Here is a 19,455-nt window from a genome sequence, read left to right on the forward strand (position 1 = left end):
CGGGGTGCAATCGCACTCCTCGGGACGGCCGAATGTGACATTGCGTCGGTTCCATCGACGCAATGTCACATTCGGCCCCTCACGCGGGACGTTCGAACCGCTCCTGCCGGCCCAGCTTGCGCAGCCGCACCCACTCGCGCAGCGCGGCCGGGTCACGACGGGTGACGAGGAAGTACCAGCCGAACCGCACCCACTCCTGCGGCAGCAACCGGCGCAGGCCCGGCTGCGAGAGCAGGTAGCCGCGGTTGCGGTAGGTGAAGAACCGCTTGGTGTCGTTGTCCGGGTACTGGGTGTGCATCCGGCCGCCGAGGATCGGCTTGAACTCGTCGGCGCCGTTGGGGTGCAGGTAAGCGGTGCGCAGACAGGTGCCGAACGGCAGACCCGAGCGGACCAGGCGACGGTGCACCTCCACCTCGTCGCCGCGCACGAACAGCCGCAGGTCCGGCACGCCCACCGCGTCGATCGCGGCGGCGGTGAACAGGGCGCCGTTGAACAGCGACGCGATGCCCGGCAGCAGGTCGTCGGTCTCGACGTCGCCGAGTTCGCTGCGGTGACGCCGCCATGCCACGCCCCGGCGCAACGGGAACGCGAGGCGGTCGGGGTCGTCGATGTCGCACACCACCGGCGAGACCTCCGCCAGGCCGTGCCGCTGGGCGCAGTCGAGCAGAGTCGCGAGGACGTCGGGGCCCTCCGGCCGGCCGTCGTCGTCGGCCAGCCACACCCGGTCCGCGCCGAGCGAGAGCGCGTACAGCATGCCGAGCGCGAAGCCGCCGGCGCCGCCGAGGTTGTGCCGGGAACCCAGGTAGCTGGTCGGCAGCGGGCACGACTCGACCAGCTCGCGCACCGCCGCCTCGTCGGCATTGTCGACGACCACCAGGTGGTCGAGCGGCCGCGTCTGGGTGCTCAGCACCTTCAGCGACTGCGCGAGCTGCTCGCGTCGCCGATGGGTGACGACCACGCCGACGATGCGTTCGCTCACGCCGAGCGCTCCTGCGGCAGACCCTGCTCGCGTTCCAGCTCGGCGATGACGTGGTGCACATGATCGGCCGCGTCGTCGCCCTCGTATGCGCGCACGACCTCCTCGATGCCGCCTTCCATGCGGATCTGCCCGTGGTCGATCCACAGCGCACGGTCGCACAGCTGCGCGAGGAACTCGTTGGAGTGGCTGGCGAAGACGAGGATGCCGGAGCGCTCGACGAGCTTCTGCAGGCGCACCCGGGCCTTCTTCATGAACTCGGCGTCGACCGCGCCGATGCCCTCGTCGAGCAGCAGGATCTCGGGGTCGATGCTCGTGACGACACCCATCGCGACGCGGACGCGCATGCCGGTGGAGTACGTGCGCAGCGGCATGTTCAGGTACTCGCCGAGCTCGGTGAACTCGGCGATCTCGTCCATCTTGGCGAGCATCTGCTTGCGGGTCTGCCCGAGGAACAACCCGCGGATGATGATGTTCTCGTAGCCGGAGATCTCCGGGTCCATGCCCACACCGAGGTCGAACACCGGCGCGACGCGGCCCCGGATCCGGGCGCTGCCGCGGGTGGGCTCGTAGATCCCCGCCAGCAGTCGCAGCAGGGTGGACTTGCCGGCGCCGTTGTGGCCGACCAGGCCGATGCGGTCGCCTTCCTTCAGCGACATGGTGATGTCGCGCAGCGCCTCCACCACCACCACGTCGGAGTTGTTGCGGCCGATCGAGCCGCCGGCCTTGCCCAGAAACGCCTTCTTCAGCGACCGGGTCTTCGCGTCGAAGATCGGGAAGTCGACGCACGCTCCGCGCGTCTCGATGCTCACATGTTCGGTCATATCGACGGCCCCTCAGACCCAGTAGGGCACGCGTGCCCGGTACTTACGCAGTGCCAGCAGCGCCAGTGCCCAGCCGGCCACGGTGATCGCCAGCACGATGTACCAGTGGTAGGCCTGCTGATCCTGGCCGATCATCGGCGCCCGGATGATGTCGAGATAGTGGAACAGCGGATTGATCTCGGCCAGCTTGACGCGCTCGGCGGCCTGCCCGCCCTGCGCCTCGAGGCTCTGCGTGGTCCACATGATCGGGGTGAGGACGAACAGCAGCAGCGTGAGGCTGGACAGGATCGGCGCGATGTCGCGGTAGCGGGTGGCGAAGATGCCGAACAGGATCGCCACCCAGACGGCATTGAGCACGATCAGGGCCAGCGCCGGGATCGCCGCGAGAGATGTCCACGTCAGGTCTCGCCACACCCCGAAGGCGACAAGCATGATCACGTAGATCACCAGGTTGTGGGCGAAGAACAGCAACTGCCGCCACACCAGCCGGTAGATGTGCACGCTCAGCGCCGACGGCAGCTGCTTGATCAGCCCCTCGTTGGCGATGAACACCTCCGAACCCTCCAGGATGGAGGCGCTGATCATGTTCCACACGATCAGCCCGACCGTCACGTACGGCAGGAACTCGTCGAGCGGAATATCCAGCAGCGCGGCGTACAGGATGCCGATGGCGGTGGCCTGGACACCGGTGGCGATCGTGATCCAGAACGGGCCGATCACCGAGCGCCGGTAGCGCTGCTTGATGTCCTGCCAGGCCAGGCTGAGCCACAGCTCACGCTGGGCGAAGCCGTCGCGCAGATCCTTCAGGCCGCGCCGGAAGGTCTGCGAATCCGACACCACCGGGGAGTCCGCGGCGGTGGGCTCGGGATCGAGGGCAGAAGCTGACACGAGGTTCGAGCCTACCGGGGATCGGGGCCGGGCCGGCGCTACAGGTACTGCCCGGTACCCGGTGCACCCGGTCCCGGGCCGTGCCTTTCGTCGGGACGCGGCCCGCCCCCGAGCATGCCGGGCGGCAGCGCACCCTGACGCATCTGCTCGAGCTGCGCCCGCGCCGCCATCTGCTGCGCGAACAACGCCGTCTGGATCCCGTGGAACAAGCCTTCGAGCCATCCGACGAGCTGAGCGTGCGCGATCCGCAGCTCCGCGTCGGACGGCACCTCGTCCTGACCGAAGGGCAGCGCGAGCCGTTCGAGTTCCTCGCGCAGCTCCGGCGCCAGGCCCTCGCCGAGCTCCTGGATGGAGGACTGGTGGATCTCCCGCAGACGGGCACGGCTCGCATCGTCCAGCGGAGCGGCGCGGACCTCCTCGAGCAGCTGCTTGATCATCGTGCCGATCCGCATGACCTTCGCCGGCTGCTCGACCATGTCGGCGAGCGACTCGCCGTCGTCCGGCTTCTCCTGAGGCTCGGCGGCCGACTCTCGCGGATCACCGGAGGCGGTACCGTCGCGCTGGACCGGGACGGGTCGGCCGTCGGGCCCGATCACGAGGACGTGCTCATTCTCCGAATGCGTCATGGTTCCATCTTGTCCTCTCGCCGGTGCCGCTGCCGAGTCAGGTTCCCGATACGAGAGGTTTCGCCCCACATTCCGCTCCTCGACGTGCACCTGTGGAGGGTATGCAGGACCGACGTGGACGACATCCGATTGACACCGGGATTTAGAGTGTCACGCATGGCTTACGACGTTGCCCGGATCCGGGGGTTGATTCCCTCGCTCGGCGACGGTTGGATCCATCTCGATCCCCAGGCCGGAATGCAGATCCCCGACGCGGTCTCCCGTGCGGTGTCGACGGCATTCCGCAACGCCGCGGCTTCTGCGACGGGCCGGCACACGTCCAACCGCCGGAGCGCGTCGCTACTGCAGGCGGCGCGGGCCGCCGTGGCCGATCTCGTCGGCGGGGACCCGGCCGGTGTGGTGCTCGGACCGGATCGGGCGGTCCTGCTGGCCTGGCTCGCGGAGTCGCTCAGCTCCCGGCTCGGCCTCGGCACCGGGCTCGTGCTGTCCCGGCTCGACGACGAGGCGAACGTCGCGCCGTGGTTGCGCGTCGCGAGCCGGTACGGCGCGCAGGTGCGGTGGGCCGAGGTCGAAATCGAGACGTGCGAGCTGCCGAGCTGGCAGTTCGAGGAACTGATCACCCCCACGACGCGGCTCGTCGCGCTGACCGCGGCGTCGTCGCTGGTGGGGTCCGCGCCGGACGTGCGCGTCGCCGCCGACCGGGTTCACGAGGTCGGCGGCCTCATGGTGGTCGACGCGGCCGGGGCCGCGCCCTACGCGCACGTCGACATCCACGAACTCGGTGCCGACGTGCTCGCCCTCGACGCTTCCGCATGGGGAGGACCGCAGGTCGGCGCCCTGGTGTTCCGCGACCCGGCACAGCTCGACCGGATCCCGGCGGTGTCCCTGGACCCGCACGCCCGCGGCCCCGAGCGGCTCGAAGTCGGCGGCCACCAGTTCGCGATGCTCGCCGGGCTCGTCACGTCCGTCGACTTCCTCGCGGCCCTCGACGACGAGGCGACGGGTACACGGCGTGAGCGCCTCGAGACGTCGATCAGCTCGCTCCAGGGCTACCAGGACCAGCTCTTCGAGCGGCTCATGCGCCTGCTCGACAACCTGCCCGACGTGATGGTGATCGGCCGTGCGTCGAGCCGGGTCCCGACGTTGAGCTTCACCGTCGCGGGGGTGCCGGCCGAGAAGATCGCCGCGCATCTCGCCGACCGTCGCATCGCCTCCGTCGCGGTCAGCCGCGGCACGAGCCGCCTGCTCGACTCCCTCGGCGTCAGCGACGAGGGCGGCGCGGTCACCGTCGGACTGGCCCCGTACACCACGCGCTACGAGCTCGACCAGCTCGTGCGCGAGCTGCGCAACCTCACCGCCCCCTGATCCGGCGGATCCGGTTCAGTGCCGGTCGATCAGCAGCACGACCTTGCCGACGGTGTCGGGGGAATCCAGCATCTCGTGGGCCCGCGCGGCCTCGGTGATCGGCACCTCTGCGTGGACGACGGGACGGACCCGCGCCTCGGCGATCATGGGCCACACGTGCTCACGGACCTCCGCGACGATCGCGCTCTTGCCGGAGCGGCCGGTCTCCGGTCGCCCTCGCAGACCCGTCGCGAGGACGTGCCCCCGCTTGGCGAGCAGCTTGCCGAGGTTGAGTTCGCCCTTCGCGCCGCCCTGCATGCCGATCACGACGAGCCGGCCGTCGGGGGCGAGCACGTCGACGTTGCGGGACAGGTAGGCCGCACCCATGTTGTCGAGCACCACGTCGGCGCCGCCGAACGCATTCCGGACCTCGGCGACGAAGTCCTGCGTGCGGTAGTCGATCGCGAGGTCGGCACCGAGTTCTCGGCAGTAGTCGAGCTTGCCGGCCGAGGCGGTCACCGCGACCTTCGCGCCCAGCGCCTTGCCGACCTGGACGGCGTGGGTGCCGATGCCGCCACCGCCGCCGTGGACGAGGAGCACCTCGCCGCGGCGCAGTCCCGCCGCCATCACCACGTTGGACCAGACGGTGCATGCCACCTCGGGCAGCGACGCGGCCACCGCGAGATCCACTCCCTCGGGCACGGGCAGGACCTGTCCGGCGGGGACGACGACCTGCTCGGCGTAGCCGCCACCGGCGAGCAGTGCACACACCCGGTCGCCGATCGACCAGCCGCTCACGCCCTCGCCGAGCTCGGCGATCACCCCGGAGCATTCGAGGCCCAGGATGTCGCTGGATCCGGGCGGCGGCGGGTACAGGCCGCGCCGCTGCAGCAGATCGGCACGGTTGACGGCCGTCGCGGCCACGTCGATCAGGACCTGTCCGGGACCGGGCGTGGGGTCGGGCTGTTCGGCCCACTGCATGACCTCGGGGCCGCCGGGTTCGGTGATCGTGATTGCGCGCATGGCTCCGACGCTATCGCGACACGCCGACGCAGGGGCGACACGCAGCGAACTGACCGGTGGGTAACACCGGTGGTGGCCTGCCCTTACACTGCCCGCGTGACAGCCGAACCGTATGCCGAACGTCCCGACCCGCGCTGGCTCGACACGGACGAGCAGCGGGCATGGCGGGCCTACATCGACGGCAATCACCGGCTCATGGATCGACTCAATCGAGACCTGCAACAGGCCCACGGCCTGTCCCTTGCCGAGTACCGGATCCTGGTGCTGCTCTCCGAGGCCCCGGACGGGTCGCTGCGGATGAGCGACCTCGCCGACGGCGTGCTGTCCTCCCGCAGTCGCCTCACCCACCAGATCCGTCGCATGGAGGGGGCGTCGATGGTGGTGCGCAGTTCCTGCGCCGAGGACGGGCGCGGTGTCCTGGCGACGCTCACCGACGAGGGCCGGCGTCTCCTCACCGAGGCCGCGCCCACCCACGTCGCCGGGGTGCGCCGCAACCTCGTCGACCTGCTCACGAGGACACAGATCCGCACCCTCTCCGAGATCTTCACCAAGGTGGAGGCGGCCGTCGACGAGCGGTGTGGTTAGGATTTGCCACGGAAGCGTGGCAGAGCGGCCGAATGCACTCGCCTTGAAAGCGAGCGTCGTGAGAGCGACCGGGGGTTCAAATCCCTCCGCTTCCGCCAGAGCCCGTCACCCGTATGTCAGGTGACGGGCTTCCTCGTCGGACGCTCGCGCGGAAAAGTGCTTGTCGCGCGCGTTCGGACGCGCGCAAGTGGCACCGGAGCGCGCGGCTCCGCCGGTGACCGTCCCATCGCACGCGCTGTCGCCTCCTACACTGGCGCAATGGTCGGCGCAGTGGTTCGAGCGGCGGCAGCGCTGGCAGTGGGCCTGCTGACCGCCTGCGCGGCGCCGCAACCGGCGGCCGAACGGACAGCGGTCGACGTGGCCGCCGACGGTTACGTCTACGGCTACGCGCCCGTGACGCTCGCGCGGACGCGGGCGAACATGCTCTGCCTGCTGCCGGTGAACCAGCTGCACCACCAGTCCGCGACGGCCGATCCCACCTCGCGTGTCGTCGTCGCCCCCAACGTCGACACGCTGTATTCGATCGCGTGGCTCGATCTTCGCGGCGGTCCGGTGCTGCTGACCCATCCGGACATGGGAGCCCGGTACGTCGACTTCCAGTTTCTCGACATCTATACCGACGTCTTCGCCAACGTCGGCACCCGGACGACGGGGGCGGCGGCCGGTGCGCACGTCGTCGTCCCGCCGGGGTGGGACGGTCCGCTGCCCCCGGACGCGGCCGTCGTCGAGTCGCCCACATGGGACGCGTGGATGATCGGCCGGACGCTCGTGGAGTCGGCGACCGACCTCGAGGCCGCCCGTGCTCTGCAACGGCAGTACTCGCTGACTGTGCTGACCGCGCCCGTCGCCGAGGCACCGCCGCCGCTGCCGCCGACCGCGTGCGGCAGCAACCCCGATCCGCAGGCGCTCGCGGCGTCGGGTCCGCAATTCTTCGACGAGCTGTCGGCGATCCTGGCCGCGAATCCGCCACCCCCGGCCGACGCACCGTTGCTCGACGAACTGGCGGACCTCGGGGTCCGGCCGGGCGCCCGGCCGAGTGCCGGTTCTGCGGACACCGTCGCTGCACTCGCCACCGGCGTGGTGCGCGGCGAGCGACGCATCCGAGATCTCGTCGACTCGGATCGACAGTCCGGGCAGGTGTGGCATTCGCTGTCGACCGCGGGCCGGTACGGCACGGACTACCTCCAGCGCGCGGTGGTCGCGATGATCGGGCTCGGCGCGAACGTGCCGGAGGAGTCGACGTACCACGTGGCCCGCGTCGCGGCTGACGGAACGACCCTGCGGGGTGAGACCGGCTACCTCCTGCGCTTCCCACCCGGTGCCCTGCCGCCGGTCGACGATCGCGGCTTCTGGTCCGTCACCCTCTACGGCCCGGACATGTTCCTAGTCGCCAACCCCGTCGACCGCTACGCCGTCGGCGACCGCACGCCCGGGCTCGTCCGTGGTCCCGACGGCGGGCTCGACGTGTGGGTTTCGTCCCGGCCGCCGATTCCGGCCGGCTCGAACTGGCTGCCGGCGCCGCCGGGCGAGTTCGTGCTGATGTTCCGGTCGTACCTGCCGACGGACCGGGACTGGGTTCCGCCGGAACCGGTCCCGCAGCCGTAGCCTGCGTGCTCGTGCTCGCCGTCACCAAGGGCTGCGCTCCGCGTTGGTGACGCGCCCCACTTTCTTGACCAGTCCCGGTCCGTACTGTGGAATCGGTGTTTCCGAAGTCGGGGGACAAAGGAACTTGATGCTCAGATCTGTGGTCGCGGCGCTCGTCGCGGCATTCGTCGTGCCGCTGTCCGCACTGTCCGTCGCGTCCGCCGAACCGGCGATGTCCGCGCGGGTGGAGCGGGTCGAGTCCGTCACTCCTCGCCGCTCGGCGGTGTTCGTGTACTCGCCGTCGATGCAGCGGGTCGTGCAGGTGCAGGTGCTGCATCCCGCCGGGGACGCGCCGCGCCCGTCCCTCTACCTGCTCGACGGCGTCAGCGCCGGAGCCGAGTCGGACTACCGCGAGAGCACGTGGACGCAGCGCACGGACATCGTCGATTTCTTCGCCGACAAGAACGTGAACGTCGTGTTGCCGGTCGGCGGGACCGCGAGCTACTACACGGACTGGCTCGCCCCGGACCCCGTCCTGGGCGTGAACGCGTGGGAGACGTTCCTGACGAAGGAACTGCCGCCGCTGATCGACGCCCGTTTCGCGGGCAACGGGGTGAACGCAGTCGGCGGCCTGTCGATGGGTGCGACGGGGGCGGCGAGCCTGATCGCCCGGAATCCGGACCTGTACCGGGGCGTGGCCGCGCTCAGTGGATGCCTGGACACGTCGAAGGCGTCCGCCCAGGACGCGGTCCGCGGCACCGTCGCCTACAAGGGCGGCAATCCGGACAACATGTGGGGGGCGCCCGGGGATCCGGCGTGGGCGGCGCACGATCCGTACGTCCTCGCCGAGCGGTTGCGCGGCAAGGAGATCTTCATCAGTACCGGCAACGGTCTGCCCGGCCCGTACGACGTCGGACCCGATGCGGAGGCCCTCGACGTGGGTGGGCCGCTCGAGGTGGGCGCCTTCGTGTGCACGATCGGCTTCGACCGGCGGCTGCGGGAGCTGCGGATTCCCGCCACAATCGTCTACCGTCCGTACGGCACGCATTCGTGGCCGTACTGGCAGGACGATCTGCGCACCGCCTGGCCGACGCTCGAGCGCGCTCTCGGACTCGACTGAACGGGGTTCGGTCAGGGCACCGTGATGCGGTCGGTGGCCGGCGGCGCGACGGGCGAGCGTGCCCCCAGGTAGTCGTTCAGGGCGTCGAGTTCGGCGCCCGCCCCGGTCGTCCGTCGCGCGTGCGTGAACCCGGTGAACCCGTCACCGCCGTCGGCGAGGAAGCCGTTGACGACCACCCGGTACGTCGCAACCGGATCGAGCGGTCGGCCTGCGACGGTGACGTCCCGGATCCGGGTGCCCGGCGCCGCGGCCCGGTCGAGGACGTAGCGCAGGGTGTGCGACGGTGCGAGGATCCGCTCGCGGGTCGCGCCGCTCCCGTCCTGCTGGAACTGTTGTTCGAGGACCCCGACAAGTTCCGCACCGGTGAGCTCGAGCACCTGCAGCCGGTTCCCGAACGGCTGGGCCGCGTAGGTGTCGCCGTGGGTGACGACGCCGTCGTCGGAATGCAGCAGGTCGGCCCGTACTCCGCCGGGATTGGTGAGGGCGAGCTGCGCGCCGGCAGGTTCCGCGGCCGCCAGCTGCGCATCCGCGACGAGATTGCCGAGGGCGGACTCGCCGCCGGCCGTGACGTCGCGTGTCAGGTCGGCGGTGATGCGGCCGACGAAGCGTTCGGCGACGTTGCGGGACTTGTCGACCGCCCGGTCGACGAACTGCTGCGTGCGCGGGTCGGGAGCGATGTCGTGGGTGACGATCTGATTGAACGCGTGGGTACGGTCACGCAGCACCTCACGGCTCTCGCGATCGATGGTCACGTCCGCGACCGAGACGATGCGGCCGTGCGAGGCGCCCTGCAGCACGGTCCGGGGATTGCCCGCCGGATCCGGATAGCTGCAGTTGAAGCTGTCCTCGCCGTCTGCGGTGACGACGACATCGACCTTCGGTGACACCCGGGAGGCGAGGGTGCGGGCGGGCCCGGCGGCCGGGTCGCACGGGTCGGTCCCGGCCGAGGGCGTCAGCGCCCCCTTGTAGAGCAGGACGATCGAGCGGACCCCGAGGGCATCGAGCGCGTCGGCGGTGCGGTCGACGGCCGTGATCTCGTCGGTGAACTGCAGCCCGGTGATGTCGTCGCCACGCACCACCTGCGGTGTGTCCTGCGGAGCGACACCGATGACGCCGACCGGCACCCCGTCGACGTAATCCACGCTGAACGGCAGGGCCGCGGGACTGCCGTCGGCCTCCGCGACGTTCGCCGCGATCAGCGGGAAAGCGGTTCCGGCGTATTCCTCGTCGTATCGGCAGCCCTCGGGGTGACAACCCCCGTCGCGCAGGCGCTGCAACTCGGCGTAGCCGTTGTCGAACTCGTGGTTGCCGAGGGCGGCCGCGGTCACGTCGAGGCCGTTGAGCAGGTCCACGGTGGGCTCGTCGTGGAACATCGCCGATTCGATGGGCGACGAGCCCCACGTGTCGCCGACGGAGTAGAGCACCGAGTTGTCCGCCTGCGCACGCAGCTGCCGGACGTAGGCGGCGAGATATGCCGCGCCGCCCGCGGGGACGGAGGCGCCGTCGGAACGGACCACCTCGCTGCGGGGACCCTGGGGTGGGAGGAGGCTGCCGTGCAGGTCGCGGAAGGCGATCAGGCGCAGCGGCAGGGCGTCCGGAGGTAGTGCGGTCGCGGGGACGGCGAGCGACGTCCACAGGATCCCGGTCAGCAGGGCCGCGGACAGGGTCCACCGGCGCGTCACGCCTGAACCCATCCGCACACTCCGCTCCCGTAGTCGACCGGACGAGTGTGCCAACGGTTGGTCACGTGATCGCCACCCGCTGATAACGGTTGGGTCTCGCGGGCGTTCGCCCGCAGGTCAGGACGTCGAAATTTCCGCGATCTCGAGACCCTTGCCGGTCGCAAATGTCAGGAATGCGTCGTTCTCGTGCGGATCGCCGACAGTCACCCGCACCCCGTCGTCCGCGTACTGGCGGACCAGCACGCCGGCCTCCGCGCATGCCTCGGCGAACGCCGCCGACCGGTCGCCGAGCGGCAACCACACGAAGTTGGCGTAGCTCTCCGGCACGGGATATCCGGCGTCGACGAGTGCCGTCCGCACCCGGTCGCGCTCGGCGAGCACACCGTCGGTGCGCGTCAGCAGTTCGTCGGCCGCCGCCAGGGAGGCGATGGCCGCCTGCTGCGCGAGCGAGCTGACGCTGAACGGGGTGTGCACCTTGTTCAGGATCTTGATCACCGACGGATCGCCGACCAGGTACCCAACCCGCAGGCCGGCCAGGCCGTAGGCCTTCGAGAACGTGCGGAGCACCACGACGTTCGGTCGGCCGGCGGCGAGCACGATTCCGTCCGCCAGTTCCGCGCCGGGCTTCGGGCGGGTGTACTCGAAGTACGCCTCGTCGAGCGCGACGAGCACCTGCGGCGGCACCGCGTCGAGGAACCGCTCCAGCTCCGCTCTGCCCAGCAGCGCACCGGTCGGGTTGTTGGGATTGCACACGAACACCACGCGGGTGCGGTCGGTGATCGCGGCGAGCATCGCGTCGAGGTCGTGGCCGTGCTCGGGGGTGTTGGGCACCGGCACCGGCTTCGCGCCGGCTACCGCCGTCACCACGGGGTACGCCTCGAACGAACGCCAGGAGAACACCACCTCGTCGCCGTCGTTGCAGGCCGAGAGCACCAGCTCCTGGCACAGGCTCACCGAACCGTTGCCCACGGCGATGTTCTCGGGCCCGACCCCCAGCCGCTCGGCCAACGCGCCGATGAGCACGGCGGCCATGTTGTCCGGGTACCGGTGAACCGAGTACGCCGCCTCGGCGATCGCGTCGCGCACGCTGGGCAGGGGACCGACCGTGGTCTCGTTGCTGGCGAGCTTGATCGCGCCCGGAAAGCTGCGGCCGGGCACGTAGGACGGGATCGAGACGAGGTCGGGGCGGGTCCGTGGGGTCACCAGCCGATTATGCGCCCGGCGATCACGTGCACGGTCGCAGTGGGTCGTGTCATCGTGGACGGTATGTCGGGAATCCACACTGCCGCGGCCCGGTTGCCGGACGGGTCGGGGCAGGTACCGCTGACCGTGTTCCGGCCGGAGGGCGCCCTCCGCGGTGGCATCGTGGTGTTGCACGAATCCCGGGAGTTTCCACCGGCCCTCCTGGCCTTCATGGAGGCGCTGGCTGCAGAGTGCTGGCTGGTCGTGGGACCGCATCTGTTCCATCGCGAGTTCACCGAGGACGACGAGGTGTTCGGACAGAACCTGTTCGACGACGTCGACGCGGCGATGGACTGGCTGATCCGCAGCGGGGTCTACCCCGATGCGGTCGGCGTGATCGGATTCGACGACGCCGGCACGGCGGCGCTCATCGTCGCCGCGAACCGGAGGGTGGGTGCCGCGGTCACCGTCGCCGCGCACGGCATCGTGGAACCGTTGCGGCCCGACGTCCCCGCCCTCGTCGAGGCCGTGCACGGTCTGCAGGCGCCGTGGCTCGGTCTGTACGGCGAGGACGACCCCACCACCCCGCCCGGCGACGTCGAGCAATTGCGCGAGGCGGCCGGAAGGGCCGATGCACCCACCCTGGTCATCGGATATCCGGGTCTGGCACACCGCCCCGACGAGCCGCCCGTCGAGCACGACACGGCCGATCCCGAGACCGATCCGGCCGAGGCGGCGATCATCGACGCGCGGCGCCGGATCTTCGACTGGTTCGACTCACACCTGCGCTGACCAGCTGTTTTGCGTTTGCTGTCCGAACGTGTGTAATCTTTCGTCCCGGCGGTTCGAGAGAATCGAAACCCCCCAGGGAGGCGTGCCAGAGCGGCCGAATGGGACTCACTGCTAATGAGTTGTCCCCTTTACGGGGGACCGGAGGTTCAAATCCTCTCGCCTCCGCCACGTCGGTGCAGCGTCACCGGCGACAACTGAATACGAGAACTGCATGCACCTGCATGCAAGAACTGCGCCCGTAGCTCAACGGATAGAGCATCTGACTACGGATCAGAAGGTTAGGGGTTCGAATCCCTTCGGGCGCACAGTGAAGAACCCCCACCCGTTCCGGTGGGGGTTCTTTGGTCGTGTCGGTCCCCGGCTCCGGTGCGGAACGGACCCGCTACGAGCCGGTCAGGCCGTGGTCGTACGCCTTCTCGAAGTCGTCGTTCACGAGGACGACGGTGCGGTCGATCCGGTCGATCATGGAGGCGGCGATCGATGCCCGGTAGCCGGACCCACAGTGCACCCAGACCTCCCCGTGCGGCACCTCGTCGAGGCGGCCGGCGAGGTCGTGCAGCGGGATGTTGACTGCGCCGCGCACGTGGGCATCCTCGAACTCGTCCTTCTGGCGGACGTCGAGGACCCGGACCTGCTCGTTGTCGATCTCCCGGGTGAGTTCCGCGAAGTCCGAGACGCGGTACGACCGCAGTTCGTGTCCGTGGACGAGGGTGTGGATCTCGCCGACGGCCGCGCCGGCGAGTTCGTCGACCCCGATGCGGACCAGCTCGCGCTTGGCTTCGGCGATCTGCTCGTCGCTCTCGCCGATGAGGGTCAGGGGCGCACCCCACTTGTATAGCCAACCCAGGTACGTGACGAAGGAGGTGGACAGTTCGAACCCGAGTGTGCCGCCCAGGTGTCCCGCGGCGAAGGCGGTGCGCTCCCGCAGATCGACGACCCACTCGCCGGCGTCGATGCGTCGGCGCAACTCGGCCGGGTCGACCGGCTCCGGTGGCGACAGGTCGACCGGCGACGGGCCCGCCTTGTTGATCACACCCATGTGGGCGTAGTACGCGGGGTACGTGTTGAGTCCCCCGATGAGTTCGTCGACGTAGGCCTGCTCGTCACGGGTCAGTGCCGGGTTGACGTCGCGTTGCTGTCCCACGGTGGACGAATCGCCGCTGGTGGGGGTGGCCGAGCAGAAACTGCCGAAGCCGTGGGTGGGATACACCGGGGTGTCGGCCGGCACTTCGTCGGCGATCCGTCGCACGGAGTGGAACTGCGCGTGCGTCAGTTCCTCGGTGTACTGCGGGCCGACGAGATCGGTGCGACCGGTGGATCCGTACAGCATCGACCCGCCGGTGAAGATCCCGTGCGTCGCACCGGTCTCGTCGAGCAGCACATAGCTGACGTGGTGGTGGGTGTGCCCGGGTGTGTGCATCACTCGCAGCCGGATCGGGCCGGCGTCGATCAGGTCGCCGTCGTGGACGGCGTGTCGCTCGTAGTCCACATCGTCGCCGGCCGGGACGATGTACTCGGCCTCGAGGGCGCGGGAGAGTTCCAGCCCTCCGGTGACGTAGTCGTTGTGGATGTGGGTCTCGAGGACATGGGTGATGCGCGCTCCGCGGTCGTTGGCGAGCGCGAGCACTCGATCGATGTCCCGCTGGGGATCCACCACGACGGCGACGTCCGCCTCGGTGATCAGATAGCTGCGATCGCCGAGGCTCGAGGTTTCGATAATCGATACGTCCATGTCAGTGCCTTCCCATGGTCTTCTCACTATGCCCCCGGATACCCGGGGGCGTACGAAGAATGCGCGGGTACGCGCCGAGTTCCGGCTCAGCGCAGGACCAGGGTGTCCACCAGCACGTACGCGGCCACGGCGAACACGAGCCAGGCGAACCACCGCCGCAGCCGGCCGGTTTCCATGCGGGTACCGAGGTGACCGGCAACGAGTGACGTGACGACCGCGGCCCCGGCGAACGCCGCGGTGATCGGCCAGTCGATGTCGGCGTCCCCGAGGTGCGCGACGAGCCCGGCTGCCGAGTTGGCGACGATGACGATCAACGAGGTCCCCACGGCGACGCTCATCTCCAACCCGAGGAGGATCACCAGCGCAGGGATGATCAGGAAGCCGCCGCCGACGCCGAACAGCCCGGTCAGAAAGCCCACCCCCACGCCGGCCGGAATCGATCTCGGCGCGCATCGCTTCCAGTCGATGCCGGAGTCGCCGGTCTTGCACGCGGTTCCGGTGTCGTCGTTCTCGCGCAGCATCCGGATCCCCGCGACCACCATCACGGCGGCGAAGCCCACCAGCAGTACCGGCTGCGGCAGCAACGTGCCGACCGCCGTGCCCGCGAACGTCGCAGGGATGCCCGCCGCGGCGAACACCGCGGCCAGCCGCCAGTCGACCTGCCCGGCCCGGATCTTGGGGATCGCGCCGGACAGGGCTGCCGCCCCGACGACGATCAGCGAGATAGGGATGGCCTGGCGGAACTCGAGTCCGAGGCCGTACACCAGAGCAGGAATCGCGAGGATGGATCCGCCACCACCGAGGAGGCCGAGCAGGATCCCGAGGATCGCTCCCAGAACGAGCGCGATTACCGGTTCCACCGCGTCCTCCCTTCAGTAGTCAGGAGTCGGCAGTACCTGGTTGCGCGGACAATGCGGCCTGCACCCGGTCCGCGGCCTCCACAGGGTTCTCGTGCTCCCAGATCCGCACGACCGTCCACCCGGCCGCGGCGAGCGCCGCGTCGGTGTTCCGGTCCCGGGCCACGTTGGCGGCGAGCTTGGCGGCCCACCACTCGGCGTTGTTCTTCGGATCGGTGGCGTGCTGCGGGCAACGATGCCAGAAGCATCCGTCGACATACACCGTCACTCGGCGACGCGGAAACACCAGGTCGGCGCGACGACGGATACCCTTCAGAGGCGCCCGATCGACGAAGTAGCGCACCCCGCGCCGGTGCAGTTCCCGGCGCAGGGCCACCTCGGGAACGGTGTCGCGGCGCCGCTGCCGTCTCATCCGGGCGCTGGTCTGCGGGTCGGTGGCGGGCACGGCAGCCGGATCCGTCCTCAGGCCGCGGCTTCGGGGAAGCCGCCCATGCGGTCCAGGTGGGACTCGACGTCGTCGAGGAAGCCGGGCACGAATCTCAGGTTGCCGGACCGGGCCCGGCGCAGGAATCCGGCCGTGGCCCGCGCGGACAGCAGTCGCGCGTCCTCCAGGTATCCCGCGAGGTCCTCGTACGGCTCCTGGACCGGCCAGTGCGACTCGTGCACCCGGAACGCTCGCCGCCGAGCTCCCCAGGCGGCGCTCGGCCAGGGGTCACCCGGCCGAAGCGGTGTCTCGTGGTCGGGGGAGTAGTCGATCGGCCGGCCGAGCCGACCCCCGACCCAAGCGGCCATACGGACGCTCACGGCGTTTCCGACGAGCCGCCACCGATGCCCGGTTCGCACGCCGGGCGCCTGGGTCGCGGGCGCGGTCCAGTCCGGGTCGAAGCCCTGCAGTCGTTCGGCATCGATCAGACCGGGCGTGACGATCTCACCCGACGGCAACCGCACCGCCGGCGGGCTGGCGATGCCCACCGTGGAGCCACCCTTGAGGGTGGGTACGGCGTTGACCGCCCAGCCCAGACCACGTACGCCCTCCGTCCAGTAGAAGCCGCACGGGTGGGTGTCGGGGTCGCCTTCCACAGGGGCACCGGCGTCCTCGCCGAAGAGCACCGCGCGGGGATCGTCGGTCCGCGAGGCGAGCATGAGCACCCGCTGTCGCCGCTGCGGAAGTCCGAACGCGCGGGCGTCGACGACCCGGTACGCCCACGCGTACCCGAGATCTTCTAGCGCGTCGGTGATGTGACGCATCGCGGCGCCTCGTCCGAGTTGCAGCATGAAAGGAACGTTCTCGATGAGTAGCCAGCGCGGTCCCTGCTTGCGCCGCACCAACCGGAACACCTCGTCGACGAGTCCCGACCGGGAGCCGGTGATGCCGGCGGTGCGGCCGGCCTGCGACAGGTCCTGGCACGGAAAGCCGGCGGTGACGATCTCGGTTGCCTGAGGTAGGGAACGAAGACGGGTGACGTCGGTGTGTAGCGCCACGTCGGCGAAGCGAGCGCGAAGTACGGCCTGCGCTCCGGCGTCGATCTCGCAGAGCAGTTCGGTGCGCCAGCCGTGCTCGGCCAGTCCGAGTTCGAGTCCGCCGATTCCGGCGAACAATCCCACCATGTTCCCGGTCGACGTCACGGCACCCTTTCTCGCTTTGCTCACGGAGCACGTTACTCGAGAAATCGGGCGACCCGTGCCGCGACGCGAGATGCAGTGATCACTGCCGCAGAAAGGCCGGGGCGGCTATCCGAGGGGACGCGACGACTCGAACGCGGCCTTCATCCGGGCCACGGCCGCGATCCTTGCGGCGATGCCCGGTTCGAGGTCACACGCACAGCCCCCGGACCCGTCTACGCCGAGTCCGACGAGGGCCTCGTCGAGTGCGGTGAGGAAGTCGTCGCAGGCGGCAGCGCACAGCGCTACCGCGAGGGAGCCCGGGTCGGACCCATCCACCCGGGCCGGCTCGACGATCTTCGTGGGAAAGCCGCTCATGGGTCTCCTCTACCTGATCGGGAGTGGGCCACGCGTAGCCCTCGGTAGATGAGACGCAGCCGGACAGGGGACGGTTCCGCGCCCCGGAAATACGCGCATTCGAGAGCAAACAACCGCTCTGAACTGGCGATTTGGCGTACAGCCGGATGTTCACGTAACTTATTCCAGGTCAGAGCGACACGGACACCGACCCGGCCCGCAGGGGCTCGGGAAAACGAGGTTGGACGCAGGCGCCTGATTACCTTGATTGAGAGCCTTCTGGTAAGGTCTCCAATCGCCCTGAGATCGGATCGGCCGCAGATTTTGATTCCGAAAGCCCCCGATGTTAGGCTGGAACGGTTGCCCCGGAGCAATGCACTGACGGTGCGGAGTGATGGTGTGTGCGTGTTCTTTGAGAACTCAACAGTGTGCCGATGAATGTCAGTGCCAAATTTTTTATTTGGTGCGATCAGATCAGACGCCGACCATGGTGTCAAGCCGATGAGGTGTCGTGATGATCGTTGCTGACTGCCGCATTCTTCCGTCTGTGGTGGTCAGTGTTTTTGCTAGTTTGAGTTTTTTGCTAGTGATTCGGCTCTACGCTTATGGCTGATTACTCTTTCGGGAGGAATCGAGAGTCTTCAACGGAGAGTTTGATCCTGGCTCAGGACGAACGCTGGCGGCGTGCTTAACACATGCAAGTCGAACGATGAAGCCCAGCTTGCTGGGTGGATTAGTGGCGAACGGGTGAGTAACACGTGGGTGATCTGCCCTGCACTTCGGGATAAGCCTGGGAAACTGGGTCTAATACCGGATAGGACCTTCTGCCGCATGGTGGGGGGTGGAAAGGTTTTCCGGTGCAGGATGGGCCCGCGGCCTATCAGCTTGTTGGTGGGGTAACGGCCCACCAAGGCGACGACGGGTAGCCGGCCTGAGAGGGCGACCGGCCACACTGGGACTGAGACACGGCCCAGACTCCTACGGGAGGCAGCAGTGGGGAATATTGCACAATGGGCGCAAGCCTGATGCAGCGACGCCGCGTGAGGGATGACGGCCTTCGGGTTGTAAACCTCTTTCAGTACCGACGAAGCGCAAGTGACGGTAGGTACAGAAGAAGCACCGGCCAACTACGTGCCAGCAGCCGCGGTAATACGTAGGGTGCGAGCGTTGTCCGGAATTACTGGGCGTAAAGAGCTCGTAGGCGGTTTGTCGCGTCGTCTGTGAAAACCCGCAGCTCAACTGCGGGCTTGCAGGCGATACGGGCAGACTTGAGTACTGCAGGGGAGACTGGAATTCCTGGTGTAGCGGTGAAATGCGCAGATATCAGGAGGAACACCGGTGGCGAAGGCGGGTCTCTGGGCAGTAACTGACGCTGAGGAGCGAAAGCGTGGGTAGCGAACAGGATTAGATACCCTGGTAGTCCACGCCGTAAACGGTGGGCGCTAGGTGTGGGTTTCCTTCCACGGGATCCGTGCCGTAGCTAACGCATTAAGCGCCCCGCCTGGGGAGTACGGCCGCAAGGCTAAAACTCAAAGGAATTGACGGGGGCCCGCACAAGCGGCGGAGCATGTGGATTAATTCGATGCAACGCGAAGAACCTTACCTGGGTTTGACATACACCGGACCGCCCCAGAGATGGGGTTTCCCTTGTGGTCGGTGTACAGGTGGTGCATGGCTGTCGTCAGCTCGTGTCGTGAGATGTTGGGTTAAGTCCCGCAACGAGCGCAACCCTTGTCCTGTGTTGCCAGCAAGTCAAGTTGGGGACTCGCAGGAGACTGCCGGGGTCAACTCGGAGGAAGGTGGGGACGACGTCAAGTCATCATGCCCCTTATGTCCAGGGCTTCACACATGCTACAATGGCCGGTACAGAGGGCTGCGATACCGCGAGGTGGAGCGAATCCCTTAAAGCCGGTCTCAGTTCGGATCGGGGTCTGCAACTCGACCCCGTGAAGTCGGAGTCGCTAGTAATCGCAGATCAGCAACGCTGCGGTGAATACGTTCCCGGGCCTTGTACACACCGCCCGTCACGTCATGAAAGTCGGTAACACCCGAAGCCGGTGGCCTAACCCCTCGTGGGAGGGAGCCGTCGAAGGTGGGATCGGCGATTGGGACGAAGTCGTAACAAGGTAGCCGTACCGGAAGGTGCGGCTGGATCACCTCCTTTCTAAGGAGCAACTCCTCGTGCACCCCGAACAGTCGGGGACGGTAAACGCACGCAGGCAGAGCCACTTCGGATTCACACGTAATCCGGTGGTGCTCACGGGTGGAACGCTGACAAGTA

Annotated in this window: 17 protein-coding genes, 3 tRNA genes and 1 rRNA gene; 9 read left to right on the forward strand and 12 right to left on the reverse strand. The window is 68.5% G+C overall.

Annotation, left to right across the window (positions count from 1 at the left end; all coding sequences use genetic code 11):
- Positions 1-79: 79 nt before the first annotated feature.
- Genes glfT1 through AC2IPW_RS01590 form a run of 4 tightly spaced genes read right to left on the reverse strand, consistent with a single transcriptional unit; the run spans position 80 to position 3,314 of the window.
- Positions 80-979, reverse strand: coding sequence for a galactofuranosyltransferase GlfT1 (glfT1, locus tag AC2IPW_RS01575; protein ID WP_289378949.1), 900 nt, complete (start codon positions 977-979; stop codon positions 80-82).
- Positions 976-1,800, reverse strand: a complete 825-nt coding sequence (gene wzt, locus AC2IPW_RS01580) for a galactan export ABC transporter ATP-binding subunit Wzt/RfbE (protein ID WP_003939528.1) — start codon at positions 1,798-1,800, stop codon at positions 976-978. The genes glfT1 and wzt overlap by 4 nt, the downstream gene beginning before the upstream one ends.
- A gap of 12 nt (positions 1,801-1,812) precedes the next feature.
- A complete protein-coding gene (gene wzm, locus AC2IPW_RS01585; protein WP_054372839.1) occupies positions 1,813-2,688 on the reverse strand; it encodes a galactan export ABC transporter permease subunit Wzm/RfbD in 876 nt (291 codons plus the stop codon).
- Positions 2,689-2,726: 38 nt separating this feature from the next.
- Complete coding sequence (locus AC2IPW_RS01590) at positions 2,727-3,314, reverse strand: bacterial proteasome activator family protein (protein ID WP_054372837.1); 588 nt, start codon at positions 3,312-3,314, stop codon at positions 2,727-2,729.
- 156 nt (positions 3,315-3,470) lie between these two features.
- On the opposite strand from AC2IPW_RS01590, the gene AC2IPW_RS01595 reads away from it, so the two are divergent.
- A complete protein-coding gene (locus tag AC2IPW_RS01595) occupies positions 3,471-4,679 on the forward strand; it encodes a cysteine desulfurase-like protein (RefSeq protein WP_289378940.1) in 1,209 nt (402 codons plus the stop codon).
- A 15-nt stretch (positions 4,680-4,694) separates the two neighbouring features.
- Here the strand turns inward: AC2IPW_RS01595 and AC2IPW_RS01600 are convergent, their stop codons facing one another.
- Entirely contained in the window at positions 4,695-5,681 is a 987-nt protein-coding gene (locus tag AC2IPW_RS01600; RefSeq protein ID WP_289378938.1) for an NAD(P)H-quinone oxidoreductase, read from the reverse strand.
- A gap of 96 nt (positions 5,682-5,777) precedes the next feature.
- Here AC2IPW_RS01600 and AC2IPW_RS01605 point away from each other — a divergent pair, with 96 nt between their 5' ends.
- From AC2IPW_RS01605 to AC2IPW_RS01620, 4 genes are all read left to right on the forward strand, one after another.
- Entirely contained in the window at positions 5,778-6,266 is a 489-nt protein-coding gene (locus AC2IPW_RS01605; protein ID WP_486376133.1) for a MarR family winged helix-turn-helix transcriptional regulator, read from the forward strand.
- Between the two features lie 10 nt (positions 6,267-6,276).
- A tRNA-Ser gene (locus tag AC2IPW_RS01610) sits at positions 6,277-6,364 on the forward strand.
- A 199-nt stretch (positions 6,365-6,563) separates the two neighbouring features.
- Entirely contained in the window at positions 6,564-7,871 is a 1,308-nt protein-coding gene (locus AC2IPW_RS01615) for a DUF1254 domain-containing protein (RefSeq protein ID WP_486377074.1), read from the forward strand.
- Between the two features lie 127 nt (positions 7,872-7,998).
- Complete coding sequence (locus tag AC2IPW_RS01620; RefSeq protein ID WP_054375152.1) at positions 7,999-8,970, forward strand: alpha/beta hydrolase; 972 nt, start codon at positions 7,999-8,001, stop codon at positions 8,968-8,970.
- Between the two features lie 11 nt (positions 8,971-8,981).
- On the opposite strand, the gene AC2IPW_RS01625 is transcribed toward AC2IPW_RS01620, so the two are convergent.
- Both AC2IPW_RS01625 and hisC read right to left on the reverse strand, forming a co-directional pair.
- Complete coding sequence (locus AC2IPW_RS01625; RefSeq protein WP_486376134.1) at positions 8,982-10,664, reverse strand: bifunctional metallophosphatase/5'-nucleotidase; 1,683 nt, start codon at positions 10,662-10,664, stop codon at positions 8,982-8,984.
- A gap of 105 nt (positions 10,665-10,769) precedes the next feature.
- Positions 10,770-11,855 (reverse strand): histidinol-phosphate transaminase, encoded by a 1,086-nt coding sequence (hisC, locus tag AC2IPW_RS01630; protein ID WP_003939519.1) that lies wholly within the window; start codon positions 11,853-11,855, stop codon positions 10,770-10,772.
- A gap of 63 nt (positions 11,856-11,918) precedes the next feature.
- Between hisC and AC2IPW_RS01635 the strand changes: the two genes are divergently transcribed.
- The 3 genes from AC2IPW_RS01635 (at position 11,919) to AC2IPW_RS01645 (ending at position 12,931) form a co-directional block, all read left to right on the forward strand.
- On the forward strand, positions 11,919-12,626 hold the full coding sequence (locus AC2IPW_RS01635; protein ID WP_040784577.1) for a dienelactone hydrolase family protein: 708 nt from the start codon (positions 11,919-11,921) through the stop codon (positions 12,624-12,626).
- 76 nt (positions 12,627-12,702) lie between these two features.
- Positions 12,703-12,794 (forward strand) — tRNA-Ser (locus AC2IPW_RS01640).
- A 64-nt stretch (positions 12,795-12,858) separates the two neighbouring features.
- Positions 12,859-12,931 (forward strand) — tRNA-Arg (locus AC2IPW_RS01645).
- A gap of 77 nt (positions 12,932-13,008) precedes the next feature.
- Here the strand turns inward: AC2IPW_RS01645 and AC2IPW_RS01650 are convergent.
- From AC2IPW_RS01650 to AC2IPW_RS01670, 5 genes are all read right to left on the reverse strand, one after another.
- Positions 13,009-14,358: an MBL fold metallo-hydrolase gene (locus AC2IPW_RS01650; RefSeq protein WP_003939517.1), complete on the reverse strand. Its 1,350-nt coding sequence runs from the start codon at positions 14,356-14,358 to the stop codon at positions 13,009-13,011.
- An 86-nt stretch (positions 14,359-14,444) separates the two neighbouring features.
- On the reverse strand, positions 14,445-15,218 hold the full coding sequence (locus AC2IPW_RS01655; RefSeq protein ID WP_003939516.1) for a sulfite exporter TauE/SafE family protein: 774 nt from the start codon (positions 15,216-15,218) through the stop codon (positions 14,445-14,447).
- A 19-nt stretch (positions 15,219-15,237) separates the two neighbouring features.
- Positions 15,238-15,660 (reverse strand): very short patch repair endonuclease, encoded by a 423-nt coding sequence (locus AC2IPW_RS01660; protein WP_486376135.1) that lies wholly within the window; start codon positions 15,658-15,660, stop codon positions 15,238-15,240.
- Between the two features lie 17 nt (positions 15,661-15,677).
- Complete coding sequence (locus AC2IPW_RS01665) at positions 15,678-16,823, reverse strand: DNA cytosine methyltransferase (protein ID WP_040784567.1); 1,146 nt, start codon at positions 16,821-16,823, stop codon at positions 15,678-15,680.
- Between the two features lie 123 nt (positions 16,824-16,946).
- Positions 16,947-17,195 carry a hypothetical protein gene (locus AC2IPW_RS01670; protein ID WP_003939513.1) on the reverse strand — a complete coding sequence of 83 codons (249 nt, stop codon included), beginning with the start codon at positions 17,193-17,195 and terminating at the stop codon, positions 16,947-16,949.
- A 620-nt stretch (positions 17,196-17,815) separates the two neighbouring features.
- Here AC2IPW_RS01670 and AC2IPW_RS01675 point away from each other — a divergent pair.
- Positions 17,816-19,338: ribosomal RNA gene (locus AC2IPW_RS01675) — 16S ribosomal RNA — on the forward strand.
- Positions 19,339-19,455 lie beyond the last annotated feature (117 nt).

The organism is Rhodococcus sp. NS-SX18 (assembly GCF_057367935.1).